General features: G+C 50.3%; 24 protein-coding genes and 1 riboswitch. Of the genes, 23 read left to right on the forward strand and 1 reads right to left on the reverse strand.

Features of this window, described 5'->3' with window-relative positions:
• Positions 1 to 223: 223 nt before the first annotated feature.
• Positions 224 to 1,570: a lytic polysaccharide monooxygenase gene (locus tag ACFQZE_RS01230; RefSeq protein WP_379352817.1), complete on the forward strand. Its 1,347-nt coding sequence runs from the start codon at positions 224 to 226 to the stop codon at positions 1,568 to 1,570.
• 115 nt (positions 1,571 to 1,685) lie between these two features.
• Here the strand turns inward: ACFQZE_RS01230 and ACFQZE_RS01235 are convergent, their stop codons facing one another.
• Positions 1,686 to 2,612 (reverse strand): J domain-containing protein, encoded by a 927-nt coding sequence (locus tag ACFQZE_RS01235; RefSeq protein WP_379352819.1) that lies wholly within the window; start codon positions 2,610 to 2,612, stop codon positions 1,686 to 1,688.
• 150 nt (positions 2,613 to 2,762) lie between these two features.
• On the opposite strand from ACFQZE_RS01235, the gene ACFQZE_RS01240 reads away from it, so the two are divergent.
• The 22 genes from ACFQZE_RS01240 (at position 2,763) to ACFQZE_RS01345 (ending at position 17,658) form a co-directional block, all read left to right on the forward strand.
• On the forward strand, positions 2,763 to 3,275 hold the full coding sequence (locus ACFQZE_RS01240; protein ID WP_379352821.1) for a hypothetical protein: 513 nt from the start codon (positions 2,763 to 2,765) through the stop codon (positions 3,273 to 3,275).
• 102 nt (positions 3,276 to 3,377) lie between these two features.
• A riboswitch (PreQ1 riboswitch) is annotated at positions 3,378 to 3,421 on the forward strand.
• Positions 3,422 to 3,583: 162 nt separating this feature from the next.
• Positions 3,584 to 4,252, forward strand: a complete 669-nt coding sequence (gene queC / locus ACFQZE_RS01245) for a 7-cyano-7-deazaguanine synthase QueC (RefSeq protein ID WP_379355445.1) — start codon at positions 3,584 to 3,586, stop codon at positions 4,250 to 4,252.
• Positions 4,252 to 4,698 (forward strand): 6-carboxytetrahydropterin synthase, encoded by a 447-nt coding sequence (locus ACFQZE_RS01250; protein WP_379352823.1) that lies wholly within the window; start codon positions 4,252 to 4,254, stop codon positions 4,696 to 4,698. The genes queC and ACFQZE_RS01250 overlap by 1 nt, the downstream gene beginning before the upstream one ends.
• Entirely contained in the window at positions 4,691 to 5,422 is a 732-nt protein-coding gene (gene queE, locus ACFQZE_RS01255; protein WP_379352825.1) for a 7-carboxy-7-deazaguanine synthase QueE, read from the forward strand. Before ACFQZE_RS01250 ends, queE begins: the two co-directional genes overlap by 8 nt.
• Before the next feature lie 70 nt (positions 5,423 to 5,492).
• Complete coding sequence (queF, locus tag ACFQZE_RS01260) at positions 5,493 to 5,990, forward strand: preQ(1) synthase (protein WP_379352828.1); 498 nt, start codon at positions 5,493 to 5,495, stop codon at positions 5,988 to 5,990.
• A 74-nt stretch (positions 5,991 to 6,064) separates the two neighbouring features.
• Complete coding sequence (locus tag ACFQZE_RS01265) at positions 6,065 to 6,622, forward strand: SLOG family protein (RefSeq protein ID WP_379352830.1); 558 nt, start codon at positions 6,065 to 6,067, stop codon at positions 6,620 to 6,622.
• A 125-nt stretch (positions 6,623 to 6,747) separates the two neighbouring features.
• Positions 6,748 to 8,106, forward strand: a complete 1,359-nt coding sequence (locus ACFQZE_RS01270) for a hypothetical protein (RefSeq protein ID WP_379352832.1) — start codon at positions 6,748 to 6,750, stop codon at positions 8,104 to 8,106.
• A 172-nt stretch (positions 8,107 to 8,278) separates the two neighbouring features.
• Positions 8,279 to 9,847 carry a sensor domain-containing diguanylate cyclase gene (locus ACFQZE_RS01275; protein ID WP_379352834.1) on the forward strand — a complete coding sequence of 523 codons (1,569 nt, stop codon included), beginning with the start codon at positions 8,279 to 8,281 and terminating at the stop codon, positions 9,845 to 9,847.
• Positions 9,848 to 9,995: 148 nt separating this feature from the next.
• Complete coding sequence (locus ACFQZE_RS01280; RefSeq protein WP_379352836.1) at positions 9,996 to 10,385, forward strand: phage holin family protein; 390 nt, start codon at positions 9,996 to 9,998, stop codon at positions 10,383 to 10,385.
• Positions 10,386 to 10,503: 118 nt separating this feature from the next.
• Complete coding sequence (locus ACFQZE_RS01285) at positions 10,504 to 10,905, forward strand: YhjD family protein (protein ID WP_379352838.1); 402 nt, start codon at positions 10,504 to 10,506, stop codon at positions 10,903 to 10,905.
• Between the two features lie 135 nt (positions 10,906 to 11,040).
• Positions 11,041 to 11,430 carry a cupredoxin domain-containing protein gene (locus ACFQZE_RS01290; protein WP_379352840.1) on the forward strand — a complete coding sequence of 130 codons (390 nt, stop codon included), beginning with the start codon at positions 11,041 to 11,043 and terminating at the stop codon, positions 11,428 to 11,430.
• Positions 11,431 to 11,648: 218 nt separating this feature from the next.
• Positions 11,649 to 11,936, forward strand: a complete 288-nt coding sequence (locus ACFQZE_RS01295) for a Dabb family protein (RefSeq protein ID WP_379352842.1) — start codon at positions 11,649 to 11,651, stop codon at positions 11,934 to 11,936.
• A gap of 150 nt (positions 11,937 to 12,086) precedes the next feature.
• Positions 12,087 to 12,506, forward strand: a complete 420-nt coding sequence (locus ACFQZE_RS01300) for a DUF86 domain-containing protein (RefSeq protein WP_379352844.1) — start codon at positions 12,087 to 12,089, stop codon at positions 12,504 to 12,506.
• A gap of 176 nt (positions 12,507 to 12,682) precedes the next feature.
• Positions 12,683 to 13,111, forward strand: coding sequence for a hypothetical protein (locus ACFQZE_RS01305; protein ID WP_379352846.1), 429 nt, complete (start codon positions 12,683 to 12,685; stop codon positions 13,109 to 13,111).
• Positions 13,112 to 13,200: 89 nt separating this feature from the next.
• Positions 13,201 to 13,674 carry a YtxH domain-containing protein gene (locus tag ACFQZE_RS01310; RefSeq protein WP_379352848.1) on the forward strand — a complete coding sequence of 158 codons (474 nt, stop codon included), beginning with the start codon at positions 13,201 to 13,203 and terminating at the stop codon, positions 13,672 to 13,674.
• Between the two features lie 191 nt (positions 13,675 to 13,865).
• Positions 13,866 to 14,675, forward strand: coding sequence for a glutamate racemase (racE, locus tag ACFQZE_RS01315; protein WP_379352850.1), 810 nt, complete (start codon positions 13,866 to 13,868; stop codon positions 14,673 to 14,675).
• 177 nt (positions 14,676 to 14,852) lie between these two features.
• The gene (locus tag ACFQZE_RS01320; RefSeq protein ID WP_379352853.1) at positions 14,853 to 15,737 is read left to right on the forward strand and encodes a M14 family metallopeptidase; all 885 of its coding nucleotides are present in this window, start codon (positions 14,853 to 14,855) and stop codon (positions 15,735 to 15,737) included.
• Between the two features lie 107 nt (positions 15,738 to 15,844).
• Positions 15,845 to 16,078: a hypothetical protein gene (locus tag ACFQZE_RS01325; RefSeq protein ID WP_379352855.1), complete on the forward strand. Its 234-nt coding sequence runs from the start codon at positions 15,845 to 15,847 to the stop codon at positions 16,076 to 16,078.
• A 42-nt stretch (positions 16,079 to 16,120) separates the two neighbouring features.
• The gene (locus ACFQZE_RS01330; RefSeq protein WP_379352857.1) at positions 16,121 to 16,423 is read left to right on the forward strand and encodes an iron-sulfur cluster assembly accessory protein; all 303 of its coding nucleotides are present in this window, start codon (positions 16,121 to 16,123) and stop codon (positions 16,421 to 16,423) included.
• A gap of 35 nt (positions 16,424 to 16,458) precedes the next feature.
• The gene (locus ACFQZE_RS01335) at positions 16,459 to 16,689 is read left to right on the forward strand and encodes a YuzB family protein (protein WP_379352859.1); all 231 of its coding nucleotides are present in this window, start codon (positions 16,459 to 16,461) and stop codon (positions 16,687 to 16,689) included.
• Between the two features lie 92 nt (positions 16,690 to 16,781).
• Entirely contained in the window at positions 16,782 to 17,396 is a 615-nt protein-coding gene (locus ACFQZE_RS01340) for a DUF3990 domain-containing protein (protein WP_379352861.1), read from the forward strand.
• The gene (locus ACFQZE_RS01345; protein ID WP_379352863.1) at positions 17,356 to 17,658 is read left to right on the forward strand and encodes a hypothetical protein; all 303 of its coding nucleotides are present in this window, start codon (positions 17,356 to 17,358) and stop codon (positions 17,656 to 17,658) included. The genes ACFQZE_RS01340 and ACFQZE_RS01345 overlap by 41 nt, the downstream gene beginning before the upstream one ends.
• Positions 17,659 to 17,703: the final 45 nt, after the last annotated feature.

A 17,703-nucleotide genomic window follows, 5' to 3' on the forward strand; every position in this document is an offset into this window, starting at 1 on the left:
AACTGATATTTTCCTCATTTTCGTTTTACTCTTCAACATGTCCACACCAAAAGACGGCTTCTTCAATAAACTGTCCTCAAGCTCGAATTTACCATCCCGTCGTATATGAGCGCATCATTTTTGCGTTTATATAAATATGATGGAAAGGAGTTGCAGGCACTCTATTAAGCGTAGGATTTTGTACGATTGTTAGGTACAACTAATCCCTTAAGGAGGTAAGTTTATGGCGAATGCACAACGTTTGAATGGGACAAGTTTAACTAAGTGGTTATGGTTCCTGGGATTTGCGGCTTTAGCTCTCGTATGCTCTCTCATTATTGCGGATAAGGCTTCCGCGCACGGTTACGTGGAAGGGCCTTCAAGCAGAGCGTACTTGTGCAAGCTCGGCCAAAATACGAACTGCGGTGCAATCATTTACGAGCCCCAAAGCTTGGAAGCGTTAAAAGGGTTTCCTGCAGCTGGACCAGCCGACGGCAAAATTGCAAGCGCGAACGGCGCGTTTCCACTGCTCGATCAACAGTTTGCAACGAGATGGACCAAAGTGAACATTTCCAGCGGCACGGTTACGTTTAACTGGAAGCTGACGGCGGCGCATGCCACAACAAGCTGGAAGTATTATATTACGAAGCAGAACTGGAACCCGGATGCCGCGCTCACTCGCGACTCCTTCGACTTGACTCCGTTCTGCACGGTCAATTACGGAGGAGTGCGTCCGCCGTTTACGTATTCGGATACGTGCAACGTTCCTTCCAGAACGGGGTATCAAGTGATTCTCGCCGTTTGGGAAATTGCGGATACGGCCAACGCATTTTATAACGTCATTGACGTGAATTTCACAGGACCGCCCGATCCTATTGCACCTACCGCGCCTTCTGCGCTTACGGTAACGGGAACGACGAGCGCAAGCGCTTCCTTGTCTTGGGGGGCTTCGTCGGACAATGTCGGAGTGAATCAGTACCGGATTTACAGCGGCACGACGCTGGTCGGAACGGTATCCGGAGCCACGCTTTCTTACACGGCTACTGGCTTATCGCCTGCGAGCACGTATCCGTATCATGTCGTCGCCGTTGACGCAGCGGGCAATGTGTCTACGCCAAGCGCTGTCGTAAATGCGACAACGTTGCCTCCTATTATCGATATTGACCCGCCAAGCGCTCCTGGCGGACTTCATGTGATGGGTACGCCGACCTCAACCTCCATTCAAATTATGTGGTCGCCATCTACAGACAATATTGGAGTTACGGGCTATAAAATTTATCAAGGATCCACGCTAATCGCGACTACGACTGAAAATACGTTGTCCTTTACAGCTTCGGGGCTAACTCCGAGCACAACGTATACGTTTACGGTCTATGCTTTCGATGCCGCGCAAAATCAATCTGGGCCAAGCACGGTTCAAGGGACAACGGCGGCTCCGCCTCCAGTCCAGCTATGGGCTCCAAACACCTCGTATGCGGCCAATACGCTCGTGTACTACAACGGTCTTGTGTATAAGTGCCGTCAGACCCATACTTCCCTGACAGGTTGGGAGCCGAGCAATGTTCCTGCGCTTTGGCTGCTTGTGCCTTAATGGGAATGTAGCGGACTAGCGGCGGTATTACTTGCAGCAAAAAAGCTCCCTGTGGCTAAATGAGCCAAGGGAGCTTTTTGCTGCGTTCGTGCTGCGAGAGCAGCGGCGGATCGAATTATTGCGGAACTGTTTTTAAAAAAGTTTCAATAAATTGAATGGCCTTTTCGGGATGGGCCGCATCGCTGCGAATGCCGACAATGAGCTCGCCCGCCGAAGCCATAGGCAATTGTTTAAACAATTGCGATTTGCCCAGATCGAAACCGTATACGGCTTCTGTGCCGCTTCCTTCGATGCCGACTTCTTCCACTGTCAGCTTTAGCGAGTTTGGACCTTGAACTGCGGACGCGAGCTCCGGTATTTCGTTCAGCTTCGTGAGAGCGCCTTGATTTCCGATCCATTCAAACATATAGCGGTCCATCAAGTAGATGTCGGGTTTTTCGGAAATCATGGTGACAAGCGCTTTTTGCAAATAGGCATACCGGTTCATCTGTTCCTGGGGTACAAAAACGATGGAAGACTCCAGCCGCTTCCAGTCGGGAAATGATTTCAGCATGGCGTCGTTCAGTGCGTTTATACCATTGTCTTCATCTTCCATAAACGTCCCCATAAAACCGACGCTCAAATCGATAGGCGGGAGGCTGGCCAAATATTTTTGCTCCTCGCGGTAGTCAACATAACTTGTAATTCCGTAGATCAAAAGCGCAACAAGCGCGATGGCGCCTAGCGTATGAAACTTATAATAACGCCAAAAGTGATCCAGCTTTTGCGCTTTGTCCGCCATTCCCTTATATTTTCCGTATTCGCGCTCGTTAAAGGCTTGCGTAATCTTTCCGTCTTCATGGGCTAGAATGAGCTTGTATGCCGTAGTAATTTGTGCAAAATCGACTTCGACTCCGTCCGGGGAGGAGTTGTTTTGGCTCTGGCCGCCCATTGAGCGGGAGCGCTCGCGCCTCATAAGCGTCATATAGCGTTTTTCTACTTCTTCTTTCGGAGCCGCTTCCGTCAGCCCCATCGTTTCGTATGCCTGTTTTAAGTTATCCACTTGGTCACCTCTACTAAATTAGAGCATCTAGCATTGTTCGTCTACTTATCAGTATACGGAAATAGAGGGCTTTAACGCAAACTTCGGTTTTGCATTTGTATCCTAAGGCTCTCTCCATTAAAATGGAAGTCATCCGAAAGGGGGAGAGGAATGTTTCATCCGACTGTGTTTGACAACTTGAAAGTGGCCTTCGAAAACAACCTTTACGACTTGGACAATTTGGACGGAATCATTGAAATTACTGGCCGCAGGGACATTTTGGATATGGCGGTTATGTCCAGGGAGCTTGCTCTAGGCTTTAGGCTGGCTGGAGATAGCCGTGTCAAGGCTGAGCTTGTGCTAAGCGCTACGCTTAACGAGCTGGCGGCCGAAATTTTGGAGCAAGAAGAAGGAACGCATGGCAGCAAGCTTGCGCTGCGATTTATTTTGACGGTTTTAAACGAGGATGAGTGCGCCGGCATAGAACGCTGTATAGAAGACATCTGGCATCCGGAGCAAAAGCCCGTTCAAACGTTAAGCCGAACGTTTGGGAGCGGAGAGGGCGGTTACAGCAATACGATAGAACTGGGCTTTCACCGCCGTATCGGCGAGGAGCAAATCGAGGATATCCCTGACCTGCTGGATCATGCCGTCCGTACTCTTACGGCGCTGAAGGGGTTGTAGGAGTCGACCTAAATCTTGTTCCCATAAGTCTAAGGCTATGCTATAGTACGATTGAACAACTGAAACAAATCCGGTGCGCACGGCCGATCTCGAAGTCGGCGTCCGGGAGAGGTTCGCGAACTCCCTCTATAAAAAACTAAAACGAAACGGTGGCCTGTCCCTCAGGTATCGTCGTTTTTGTGTTCGGCGCGCCGCGGCTCATAACTGAGCTGCGGGCGCCGTTTCTTTTTTCTAAAGGCTGCTTTAGTCAATTTGGCATGCCGGAGCGGAGCTGCGTCTTCTCAACATGGAGAGGAGAATGCACAATGTTGAAGCAACAAAAAGCGGTTGTCGTGTTTAGCGGCGGCCAAGACAGTACGACTTGCCTGTTTTGGGCAAAGGAGAGATTTGCCGAGGTGGAGGCGGTCACTTTCGATTACGGCCAGCGTCATAAGCTGGAATTGGATTGTGCGGCCGATATTGCGAAGGAGCTCCAAATTAAACATCATGTGCTCGATATGTCGCTGTTGAACCAGCTGGCGCCAAACGCCTTGACCAGAGACGAGATTGCCATTGAGGAAAAGGACGGCGAACCCCCTACAACGTTTGTGGACGGCCGCAATCTGCTCTTTCTGTCTTTTGCCGCTGTGCTGGCCAAGGGAATCGGAGCGAGCCATATTGTAACCGGCGTTTGCGAAACGGATTTCAGCGGATATCCCGATTGCCGCGACGTATTCGTCAAATCTTTGAACGTCACATTAAATTTGGCTATGGATTACCCATTTGTGCTGGATACGCCGCTTATGTGGCTGAATAAAGCGGAAACTTGGGCGCTCGCCGACCAGCTTGGCGCGTTCGACTTCGTACGGGAACGTACGTTGACATGCTACAACGGCGTGAGAGCCGACGGCTGTGGACAATGCCCGGCTTGCAAGCTGCGCCGCAAAGGACTGCAGGATTACCTCCTGTCACGGGAAGCGAAAGGGGCGCTGATGTAATGCTTCAGCAAATTTACCCCTCTCCCGGACATGATTACAGCTACGAGCTGAATAAAGACTTTCATTTTGCCGCCGCCCATTATGTGCCTTCGGAAGAGGCCGGGAAATGCCGCCTTATGCATGGCCATACCTATTACGCAAATGTAACGATTGCCGGGGATGAGCTGGATCAGTCTGGGTTTTTGGTCAACTTCGCCACCATCAAGCGACTGATTCACGGTCGTTTCGACCACTCTGTATTGAACGAAGATACGGAGTGCTTCGACGACAAAGAACCGAGTCGCTTTCCGACTACAGAAGCGGTGGCTCGCACCATTTGCGAGCTCGTTCAGCAGCATTTGGACGAAACTTCCAACAGCCCGCAGTGCCTTCAAGTGTTTCTCCGCGAGACGCCAACGAGCTATTGCGTTTACCGCCCTAAGCGGAAGGCGGTCGGTCATGGCTAACGTTAGACGGATACCTGTCATGGAAGTGTTTGGACCGACGGTTCAGGGCGAAGGGATGGTCGTTGGCCGCAAAACGATGTTTGTCCGAACGGCCGGCTGCGATTACAAATGCTCTTGGTGCGACTCCGCCTTTACTTGGGACGGTACGGGGAAAGATGAGATGAAACTTATGACGGCGGATGAAGTGATGGAAGAGCTGGCGCGAATCGGCGGCACCGCTTTTGACCATGTGACTATTTCCGGGGGCAATCCCGCCCTTCTTCCACAGCTTGATGAACTCATTTCCGGTCTGCAGGAGCGAGGGATGAGAGTGGCATTGGAGACGCAAGGCAGCCGCTGGCAGCACTGGTTTACCGAAATTGACGATTTAACGCTATCCCCCAAACCGCCAAGCTCCGGGATGGGGACGGACTGGGATGAGCTGGACAGCATTGTCGCAAAGCTGCGCGAAGCGGGGAAGAGCTTTTGCCTCAAGACGGTTGTATTCGACGAGGACGATTTAGCCTACGGGAAAAGGGTGCATGAACGCTATGCCGGTGTGCCGTTTTATTTGCAGGCGGGCAACGGCAATTTGGCGGAAACGGATCCGGGGGTCATGCTTCCTTATTTAGTAGAGCGGTATGATTGGCTGATCGGAGCGACGATGGCTGACGACGCGCTTCGAAGCGTGTTTGTGCTGCCGCAGCTTCATACTTTTGTTTGGGGCAACAAAAAAGGTGTTTAACATAGACGAAATTCGGCAGTTCATGGAACGCCGGTATGATTTAAAATAAAAGATAGGATGTGCGACGACGATGGAAGGCAGAAACAAAGAAGAACTGGGCGGCATTACGCTGCTCGGCAATCAAGGGACTAAGTATCCCTTTCATTATGCGCCTGAGGTGCTGGAATCCTTCGAGAACAAACACCCTGGACGCGATTATTTTGTTAAATTTAATTGCCCGGAATTTACAAGTTTATGTCCCATTACGGGGCAGCCGGATTTTGCGACCATTTACATTTCCTATATCCCCGACATCCGCATGGTGGAGAGCAAGTCTCTCAAGCTTTATTTGTTCAGCTTCCGCAATCATGGCGATTTTCACGAGGATTGCATGAACGTCATCATGAATGATTTAATCAAACTGATGGACCCGCGCTATATTGAAGTTTGGGGCAAATTTACGCCTCGCGGCGGCATCTCCATCGATCCTTATTGCAACTGGGGCCGTCCGGGCACCAAATATGAAACGATGGCGGAACACCGTTTGATGAACCACGATATGTATCCGGAAAAAGTCGATAACCGATAATCTAATGATAGAGAGACTATCTAGGTTGAAAGCACAGTTCCAATAAACGATTAAACGCAAAGGCGTTGTTGCAGATGAAAAACGTTTTGGTAACGGGGTACCGCGCGCATGAACTCAATATTTTCAGCCAGAAGCACAAGGGCATCCGGTTTATTCAAAAGGCGATCCAAAACCGGCTTGTTCCTCTTTTGGAGGAGGGGCTGGAATGGGTCATTACTCCGGGGCAATACGGCGTCGATCTATGGGCATGCGAAGCGGTCATTGAGCTAAAGAAGAAATACCCTGCGCTCAAACTGTCCATTTTGACGGCGTTCAGCAATCCGCATGAAGGCTGGAAGGAAGATAAGCAGGCCTACTTCAATGAGCTGCTGCATGGCGTCGATTTTTACGCCTCCGTCACCAAAGGCCCTTATGAGGGAGTCTGGCAGTTTACAGCGCGAGACGATCTTATGCTGCGGAAAACGGATGGAATATTGCTTGTTTACGACGAGGAAGCAGGGATGGGCAGTCCTAGATTTTTGAAGGAAAAAGCGGAGCGGAAGGCAAGCAGCAGCGATTACCGCTGCATGACCATCACATCGGACGAGATTCAAAGTTTGGCGGATGAGGAAAGCTACCGGGAGATGGAGTAGCGGCGGTTTGGAAAAACATGCTTATTTTTTCATTGACAGATTTCCTCAGAGGTTGCTATAATCACTAAAACCATTAATTCCGATTGGATACATAGGAATTAAACATCACTCGAGGAGGACTGTTCATGACAACAACGATCAAACGTACTGGCGGCAAATGGGCGGTTGCGCTGCTTGCGGCATCTACGCTTCTATTCGTACAGCCTGCCGTGCAGGCTGCACCCGGCTACCTTGCGCCTCAAGGGGACGGAGCGGCGGAATACAGCTTGTTTTTAAAGGATAAACATGACGTCGACCTGAGCGGCGATATTACAAAAGGCGAATATATCGAGGCTGTTGCGGGCGTGTTGAATTATGAGCCGGCAAAAGACAGCAAAGCCAGTTTTACCGACGTTAAGGCAGGAGACGAGCTGTTCAAGCCGTCAGCTGCTTTGTACGACAAAGGGATTATTAAAGGACCGTCGGTCCAAGGCGAAGGGCCGCTAACGAATGCGGTTGCCATCTCCATTGCGGTAAGAGCGGCGGATTTGGAGGAGCTGGCTTATACATATCCGGCTGCCAAAGTAAACAAGGCGCTCCAACGACTTGGCATTTCAAGCTCGGGACTTGGAACGGGAGTCGCTCAAGAGCTTGCTGCGGCGGTTGATACAGGCTTGCTTCCGTCCAATTTTTACAGTGGCTTTAAAGCGAAGGGGAACACAAGCGAAGAGCTTGCCGAAGTGCTGCTTGGCAAAGTGCTGGAGACGAAAGGGCTTTATAAAAATTATATCGGTTATTTAACCGACGCCGATCTTATCGCCAAGCTGAATCAGGCTTATGCGACATCGGATGTGATTCAGGCGCCGAAGCTTCAGTCTTTAGTCAACGAAGCGTTGGAGCAGAAGTTGATTACGGGCTACAATTTGAAGGATACCCGTTATGAATCGGGCTTTGTCGATTCGCTCGCGCTTACGTACGGCCATTCCGACTTGACGCATGCTATTCAATTAATCGGCCTGCTGCGCAGCGAAGGACTTAACGCCAAAGTGCAATTTGAGCCTAAGACGTCGGCTTACGTTCATTTGCCGGAATGGGGCGACCCTGGACCAAATGCCGTAAAGATCAAAAACGGCAATTATATCGTTTATTCTAAAGAATACGATTTGGAATTCGAGTTTTTTACGGCACGGGATAAGGAAGCTTTCCAAGACATTATTTTCGCCTATGCCAAAAAGAACGAAGAAAATCAGGCCGGGCTCATTGCCGGCTCCTGGTGGCAGCCGCTTTATTTTTCCGCAACGGAATTAAAGGGTTATAAGGTCATTACAAACAACCTCATCATCGATCCGGACAGCACCTATACGGTTCATCCGTTCTCCTTGAATGAAGATTCCGCAAGAGTGGTCAAAGGGTTAAAGGCAATTGATCCGAATGCTGTCATTCAGCCCTACACGTTTTGGGTAGACGTTCCGTTTTTCAATTATTTGCATGGCGAATCGAAATAACAGCAAGCAAAGTGAAGGCTGCCCACCGGGGCGGCCTTTTTCATATTAAAGATTATTTGCGTAGCAGCCGATTATTTTAGTAGGATAAAGTATTGCTCTTCAGGGGGCCTTTGCCTGCTGCCAATACCTTCGTTCCCGTACATTTGTTTCTTCATCAAGAGAAGGTGGTTCCATGCACGCTGACAAAAAAATGATGCGCAAAGGATTTAAACTGAGTACACTCCTCTTTTTTCTCGTATCGGGCGCGGTTTTGATTACTGCGGCAATAGGCAGTCTCTATGCCTGGAAGGAAAACAAGGAGGCGTTAACGGAAAGTTATTTGAACAGCAATTATCAATATGCCAAAAAAGTAGCGACCAATGTCTCGGAAATCGTTGGTTTTATGGAGGATACGCTTGCCGAAATCGCCGCACGGTATGGGCGAGAAGAGCTTAGCGAGGCCGAGCTGGACGTGTGGCTGAAGGCCAACCGGCATAATTTCAATTCCTTGTTTGTGGTGGATGAATCTTTTCAGGTCGTCTCCGCAAGTCCGGATAGGGTCAAATCGAGAATTGGCCAGCAGGCGACGTCGGAAATCGGGCAAACGTCCGGTTTTGAGCGGGCTCCGTTAGTATCAGGCCCGTTTACCGAAGCGGGGCATGATTTTATTATTTTAACTGTGCCGATTGTCGATAGAAGCGGGCGGTATGGGGGCTATGCGGCAGCGATCATCAACTTGGACGAAAGCAACGCTTTAAGCCGGCTTCTGAATGAACATTTTTACGGCGACGATTCTTACCTATATGTCGCTAACAGTGAAGGAAAGCTGTTGATTCATCCCAATCAGACAAGAATCCATAAAGAAGTGGACAACGAAGTCGTCATTAAAGGGATGCAAGGAATAAGCGGGTCGCAGCGGGTTACGAAACGAAACGGCGATTCTTTTTTTGCGGGATACGCATTTGAGCCTGTAACGGGGTGGATCATCGTTTCGCAAACGCCGGTCTCGATTTTGAAAGGCCCGCTTGACCATCTTGTTCAAAGCATGCTCATTCATACGCTTCCGCTGTTTTTGCTCGTTTGGATCGTGTCGCTGCTCCTATCGCTGACCATTTCCCGTCCGCTCTATGCGCTTGCCTCTTTTTCGGAGCGAAACAGCGGCGGGGGGACGCTGGGCATCTCGAAGCTTCCGCCGCCAAGCTCATGGATTTACGAAGTGAGACAGCTTCACATTAGTCTAGGCAACCGGATTCGGGCCTGGAGTTGGGAAGCGCAAACGGACGGGCTGACCGGCATAGCGAACCGCAGAGCGTTTGACCGCTGCATCGGCGAATGGCTCGGGAGAGGCGATGCATTCGCGCTCATTTTGCTAGACATCGATTACTTTAAAAAGGTGAACGACAGCTACGGGCATCTGGCCGGGGACGAAGTGCTGCGGTTCGTAGCGGCTCATTTGCAGTCCGCTATGCGGGATGGGGATCTTTGCTTCCGGTTCGGAGGAGAGGAATTTGGCGTTCTGGCCAAATACGCGGATCAGCGGCAAGCGATGGCCATGGCGGAGAAGCTGAGGCTGAATCTGGCAGCAGCGGAAAGTCCAGTCGGGGAAAGCATTCACTTCTCGATCGGAATAGCCTTGCACGAAGGTGGCGAGGGTGAAGCAGGAAGCTTGATCGGAAAAGCGGACAAAGCGCTTTACCGGTCGAAGGAAGAGGGGCGCAACCGAAGCAGCGTGTTCGGCGAGCAAAAGGAATCCCGCTTATAAGGCGAGGGTTCCTTTTTTATGGCGTGCTGACTGGAAATGAGCCTTTTTTTGGAAGCCGTTCGTGAAAGCAGGCAAGTTGAGGGACAACCTTTTTTGCTGCCGCATATAATGGAATGTACTAGTTCATTAAGAAATGGGGTGGCTGGTTATGCCAATGGTATGGGTTTGTTCACTCACAGGCGTTTTTGGTTCCATGATTACATTCGCTTTCGGCAAGTGGGAAGAGTCGCTCACCTTTCTGCTTGTCGCCATGGGAGTGGACTACGTGTCGGGGGTAGCCGCTTCGCTTAAGGAAGGAAAGGGGCTCAGCAGCTCGTTCGGCTCATGGGGACTGGCCAAAAAAGGGCTTGTGCTGCTCGTCATTTTGCTGGCTCACCGGATTGATATTTTACTTGGCACTGACAGCGTAACGATGGGAGCGGCCATTTTTTTTTATATCGCGAACGAGCTGATTTCCATTACGGAAAATTACGGACGATTGGGGCTGCCGCTGCCGGAAACAGTCCGGAAAATGATTGAGGTGCTGAAAGAGAAATAACAGCCGGGAAAGAGAAGCCCTGCCGGATGGGAGGGAATTTTCACTTGCATGAAAGAGCTGGGATTGGATATAATGGGAACAAGTGTTCTTATTAATTCGGTCGCTTGGAGGCGGGCAGATGGCTGTAGATGAAAGAGAGACGCAAGGCGGAGTCCGCACAGCTTCGCCTTTGCCTGTTCAAAGGGAGAACGAGCTTTCGCTAGTGAAGCGATATGTGCTGCTTGGCATTGTCACTCGCATTTTGGATCACGATATTCGGATTATTGGCGGATCGGGCATCAAATTTCCACGGTTTTATGAAACGTTTTTGCGCGGCGTGCAAGATCGGGTATTGCTCGATTTAGTTCATTTGCGGGGACAGTTTCGCAAACTTGGAATTAAAGTGTATGAAGAAAAGCAGGAGACCGACGGTATGCGGGCGAGTTATGTGTGCCGCGGCTATCATCATCAATTTTTAACGGTATGGGGCGGGATTAAGGAAGAAGCGGAACAAACGTTAAAAAGTTATTTGTCCAGATAATGTTGAAATTGTTCATGGTTTTGTCAAAAAGAGAAAAAAACTTTTCCTCTTTGTGCAATTTAAGGTTGAGAACAGCGGACGAACTTAGGTAATATAAGAAGTAGACATTTCGATCGCAAAGGGGAGCACGTTGCAATGCACAAATGGGTTATGTTTATCGTCTTCACAGCGGCGTCGTTGCTGGGCTTGTATTTGCTCACATTCAACCTGCCCGAGAAGCCGAAAGACGAAACTGCAGGATTGCCGGAAGGCGTCTCGCTAATGAAGGTTGTAGCATCGAACGATTTTACGTTTAATGAAGAAGTGTTTACAGCTAAGGTGGGCGACAAGGTCATCATGAAGCTGGAAAACAAAAGCGGCATTCATGGCATCAAAATCGATGAATTGAACGTTTCTCTGGACAATGACACGCCGCAAACAGAGCTTGAGTTTACAGAGCCGGGCGAATACGTCATATATTGTTCGATCCCATGCGGTCAAGGCCACCAGACGATGAAAGCGAAGCTGGTTATCGAAGCGGCATAATACGTACATGGTTGAGGAAAAGGAGCCGATTGGCTCCTTTTTTCAAATCGAGTTATTTTAACGCATATAGAAGCATTACGCTGACTTGATGGATGTCGACAACATATCCGCAAACCATGCAGGAATGCTAAGCATAAAAAAGACCATGTTATGGCGTAATGTGTTTTCTTAAGTTATGATGTGACAAAAGGACGAATCTCATGTAGGAGGCTTTAGTGATGATTACGCATATCGTTTGTTTTAAGCTAAAAGACCGCAGTGAAGAGAGTATTGAGCGTACTGCTGCGGTGCTCCGAGATATGGAAGGCAAAATCGATGAATTGAAATTTATTGAGGTCGGCGTGGACGTGCTTCGTTCTGAACGTTCTTACGACATTGTTCTTATTACCAAATTTGATTCCATGGCCGGACTTGAAGCGTATCAAGTGCATCCCGTACATAAAAAAGTGATCGAGCATATGCAGGAAGCGCGCGATGCTTCGGCCAGCGTAGACTTCGAAAGCTGAAGGGCAGGGGTATAGCGTATGTCCGAAATGAGAGACGTATACGAGATGTTGACTTATTTGCTGGTCGTTATCATTAGCAGCATTGTGATGGTGGCTTGGCTGAAACGCAAGGCAAAACGCAAGAAGTAAAGCCGAAAGCAGGGACGAGAAATGTATTATGTAAATCAAGAACAAATTGCTGTCAGACTAAATGCCATTCCCGAGCTTGCAAATACGCTTCGCTTGCTTGCGTCGGACTGGAGCGGCGAATTCATTCAAGGGCTAGCCCAAGAGAGGGCGCTGCATCTGGCCATTGAAATCGTGACGGATGTCGGCAGCTATCTGATCGATGGTTTTATTATGCGAGATGCGAGCAGTTATGAGGATATCATTGAAATTACGGGCGGGGAAGGCGTTTTTCCTAGCGATCTGCTTGCTCCGTTAACTGAGCTTGTTAAACTGCGGAGGCCGCTTGTGCAAGAGTATTACGATTGGCCGCGAAGCGAGCTTCATCCGCTTGCTGTTGCCTTAATTGAGCTGCTGCCGGCTTATAAGGCGGCTGTTGAGCTTTATTTGGAGAAAGAATTATAGAACTTCGGTTCAGAGAAGGAGAACGCGGCTTAAAGCTGACGTTCTTCTTTTTTTATTTCCGGCCTTGTGTCAAGTCAAGCCCATGCTGCTTATACTGTCATTACTTAGTAGGCATTCGTCTAGTTCGCGGAGCTTGAAGATCAACCGGGAACTTGCACGGTGAGGAGGAGTTCAGAATGGCGGAATGGAGCGCGGTTGTCGCTTCCGTAGCTTTTGTCGTTTTCGTTGCCGGATTGTTAATATCAGCCAGAGCCGTGCTTGTAAAGCTCGAACGGGCGCAAGCGGCGGCGGAAGCCGTTCAGGAGGATATTCGCAAACTTTGCGAGGAAATCGGCGCCGTTATGCTGCCGCTGGAGGAATCGGCCAAAACGGCGCAGCGGGCGATGAAATCTGCGGAAGGATTGATTCTTGCCGCAGGAGAAATCGGAGACGCGGCGACGATAGCGGCATCGGCTGCCCGGCAAATTACTGAAACTTGGTCAGAGGCAGCAATGAAGCATTCCGAGCGCATAGCCGCAAAGCGCGGGGTGAGCGAGGCGGCAGAATGGGCGGAAATTGGCCTGACCGCTTGGCAGCTTTGGCAATCGAGGCAAGCAGGAAAGTGAGGCGGCAGCCGGATAACCTCATTTCGCATGAACTTTGAATCAACGAGCCGAGACGAAGGGTACTCTAATATCGAAAGGAGCGACTAACGATGTCAACTGGAAAAGGAACAAAAGGTTTTTGGCTTGGAGCGCTGGCCGGAGGTGTAATCGGCTCCATTACAGCATTGCTGCTCGCACCAAAGCCCGGCAAGGAGCTGCGTCAAGATATTGCGGCAGGAGCGCAAAAAGTAGGCGATTCCACGATTAAAGCGGCAAACCGGGTAGGGGAAACGACGGGACGTATTGCCAAAGAATTTGGGGATGGGGCGCTTCATATTGCTGATTTAAGCAAGCAGGCGGCAGGAAATGTGTTAAATACAGTTAGAGGAATTAGAAAAGGGGAAGCGAATGAAACCGCCGCTATAGCCACCATTTCCGGAGTATCGACTTCGGCGGCAAGTACGGCTGAGTTCGCCGAAGAGGAATTCGGCTCCGACTTTGAAGCGGAATTAGCGGAACTAGATACAGAAGAGGAAGCGGATTGCGAATCATGCGAATCGGAAAGCGAGCTTGATCGCCCGTAATGTGCAGGAGGGCGGCGAAGAGCCGGCTCGCGGGAGGCTCGCGAACGATTCTTCGCCGAAGGAAGCAGCGGGTGTTCTTGAACCTTGTCCCCTTTTACGATAAGATGTAGGTACGTTTTCGAACCGCTAAACATATGTTATTTTGTTACGGGCTCGAATCCAATCATCTTGTTTAAGAAAGCGGTGTGTTTGTGCAGCAACCGATAGCGATACTAGATTCCGGCGTAGGCGGCCTTACGGTCGTTAAGGAAGTCATGCGCCAACTGCCGCGTGAAAAAATTATTTATTTCGGAGATACGGCACGTACCCCATATGGTCCTAGAACGGCTGAAGAGGTTATTCGTTTTACGAGAGAAATTGTCGATTATCTCATACAGTTTCAACCCAAAATGATCGTCATTGCTTGCAATACCGCTACTGCGGTTGCGCTGGCCGATATTCGCTCCCGAGTGGCGATTCCCGTAGTGGGCGTCATTAATCCCGGCGCGCGAGCGGCCATTGGCAAAACGGCAACGGGATATATCGGTGTCATAGGTACTGATGGAACGATCAAAAGCGGAGCTTATGAGCAAGCGCTCAGGGAGTTGTCCCCTCATGTACAGATCGTTAGCGAGGCATGCCCGAAATTTGTTCCGCTAGTGGAAAAGGGCAATTTCCGTTCCAATGAAACGTACGAAGTCGTACGCGATTCCATTTCGCATATGCGCAGTTATCCGATCGATTGTCTGATCTTGGGCTGCACGCATTATCCATTTTTAACGGAAACGATTTCGGAAGTAATGGGCAGCGAAGTGAACCTCATTAGCTCCGCCGACGAGACGGCGCGCGAAATCAGTACAATTCTTCAAGACAAGCGCAAGCTGGCGAGAAACGATCAGGTGCCGGTTCATCAGTTTTTTTGCAGCGGAGAACCGCAAATGTTCAAAATGATCGCACAGCAATGGCTTGGCGAGCAAATTGATTTGACGCCGGTCGTATGGCAAGTACCTAAAATTGTTTAAACGGATTCCATTCCCCCCGGTTGGGAACCAAGTCGATGCAGTCCGGCTCCATGAGAGCCGGGCTGTTTTGTTTGGGATGGGCCATGTCGGCGGCCACGAACAGATAACCTTAATAGGATAAGCTTGTTTCCGCATATGATGGCAAGAAGAAGGCTGCGGAGGGGAGACTGACTCCATTTGAATGGAAACGGAAACTACAGCTTCAGCTGCATGATGGAGGATTGCAAAAGGCTTGTCGCGAGCCAATCTTCCATTACAGCTCATGAAATCGGGCGCAGCGTGCTTGGCAAGCCGCTTATAGCGTTGCGCTGCGGGAGAGGTCCCAAACGGGTTCAAATCAACGCTTCTTTTCACGCCAACGAATGGATAACGTCCGCTCTGCTTATGAAGTTTTTAGGGGAGCTGTCGGAAGCTTATTCGACTGGTGGAGAGCTTGGCGGAGAGAACGTATCCCGCTTATGCGCGGAAACTACGTTATGGGGGGTGCCGATGGTCAATCCGGATGGCGTGGAGCTGGCGCAAAATGGCGCGGACAAGTCGCATCCGCTGTACCGCGAGCTTTTGTCATGGAACGGCGGACTGACCGACTTTACGGGGTGGAAGGCCAACGTTCGCGGCATCGATTTAAACGATCAGTTTCCTGCCTTTTGGGAGGAGGAGTGCAAGCGGAGGGGAGTGGGCGGCCCTGCTCCGCGCGATTATCCGGGACCGTATCCGCTTAGCGAACCGGAAGCGGCTGCTATTGCCGCTTTTACAGATCGGCTAAATTTCCATACGGTCGTCGCGCTGCATACGCAGGGACGGGAAATTTATTGGAATTACCGGGAGTTCGAGCCCCCGGAAGCGGAAGCTTTGGCACGCCGTCTAGCCAATGCCAGCGGCTACGCCCCCGTTAAGCTCAGCGGCAGCGACGCGGGCTTCAAAGATTGGTTTATCCATCGGTACCGGAGACCCGGGTTTACGGTGGAGGCCGGCTATGGGGAAAATCCGCTTCCAATGAGCGGGTTTGAATCGATTTATGCGGAGCTGCGGCCGCTGCTTGTAGAGTCGCTTCGGCTGTAGCTGCCGGAGCGGCTTTTTTCTCGCGATGCCGGACTTAGGCCTAGTAGGAGTTAGGAGGTCGCTATGCTATACTAGGCGAAAAACGAAGGGCAAAAGGGGGGACAGGCATGCGAAAGCTGCTTACTTTAAATCATTGGAGATCGACGTTTACTCTTATTTTTCGCTTGCTGAAGTCAAAGGACGTGCCGGTGGGGTACAAACTGCTGTTTGCGATTCCCGTGTTGTTGTATTGGGTTTTGCCTGATGCGCTTCCTTTTATTCCTTTGGATGACATTGCCGTGACTATGATTTTGTCGGAATGGTTTGCCCGGAGGATGAGTAAGAAGTATAATATTAGGTAATGATGATTGCCCAGAGGGCAAGTTAGAAGGAGCTGGATAGACATGAAATGCAAAATTTCCCGCAACGCGGCGAAAATGATAAAGCTGGAACTGGACAAGCCTGAAAACGAAGGAAAGCTGCTTCGTGTTTACGTTACACATTCTCATGGCGATCATGCGCATTACGGCATGGGGGTCGATGATCCGACGGATAAAGATATCGTCGTTTCGACGGACAAAGAAATCGATGTCATTTTGGAGAAGGACAATGAATTTCTCGACGGCATCCGCATAGACTATTTCTATGTGCCGGAAGAAGGATTCGCCATTACGAATCCGTCCAAAGGAAATCACGGAGATCACTAAGCTTCGCGGTTAGCGAGGACGGATGGGACTGGATCATGGCTACTAACGATATTAGAGTTTGCGACAAATGCAAGCACATGGGGATGAAAACGACAATTGCCAAGCTGGAGAAGCTTGCTCCGAACGCGGAGATTCAGCAAGTAAGTTGCAAATCCTATTGCGGGCCGTGCGCTCGTTATGCATTTGTATTTATTAATGGACGGTATGTAAAAGGCGCGACAGAAGACGAGGCCATCCAAAAGGCTTTGGTTTATCTTAAGAAATAATTCATCGCACTATAGAGCGAGCCTGCATTTAAACCCAACAACGCACATGATGTTGGGTTTTTTTGTTGGCCCGGCAAGGGGAGGGGCTCTAGATGGACATTCCAACTCCGCAATTGCTTTATCACGGCACAACCAGCATAACCGTCGATTCGTTTCGGGAGAAGCTGCTCCAATCGCAATATTGGCGGCCGGGCAAAGATTTTGGCGAAGGATTTTATACGACGATTTCGGTTGCTCAAGCGAGAAAATGGGCGCACAAAACGGCGAAGGAGTCATGGGACGGAGGAAAACCGTGCGTTCTGGTTGTGGAGCTGGCGAGCATTCCGGCGGACATCCAGCCGCTGCTGTTTCTGTCTGATTCGCCGGCATGGGCTTCGTTTGTGTACAGCCATCGCAAAACGGGACAGAAGGGTGAGGACCCTTGCGCGGTTCATCCTGACATCATGATTGGCCCCATGGCGGACAATGACACTGGCAAAATCGTGCATAAAGGGGTACAATTAAACAAAGACGACAATTGGTTCTATGAACAAATTATTAGGTCGCAAAAGGGAAGAAGGCTGGATGCCTTAAAGCTGGGCAACCAAGTCGTATTTGCCTCGGAGCGTTGGGAAGCGCATCTTGCACTAATCGGGTATCATATTTATACCGGGGGAAGGTGGATGTATGGCGACGTCAGGGACACGAGTGAGACTAAGCGCATTTGAACGGGGAATTGCGGAAGCGCTGGCCCGCGATTTCGGCTATTCGGCCAAAGCGGCCAGAGAGCTTGTTGTCGAATATATCGCGGTCATTCGCAGGCTGGGCGGCTACGAGCAATGCGAGCACTATGCAGGGCTGCTAGACCGTGCCAAGATGCTCGGAGGAACGCCTTCCCAGTGGATTCAGCGCATTGTGGACATAGAAAAGGGCGAAGCAAGAGACCGCGGCATCGGCGAGGAGCAGAGACGTTATTTGCAGAGCAAATAACGATCGGTACGCCGGACAAGAGACCTAATGGAGTCGATGCAGAGG

Source organism: Paenibacillus sp. GCM10027627 (assembly GCF_042675505.1).
In the GTDB taxonomy this organism is placed as follows: domain Bacteria; phylum Bacillota; class Bacilli; order Paenibacillales; family Paenibacillaceae; genus Pristimantibacillus.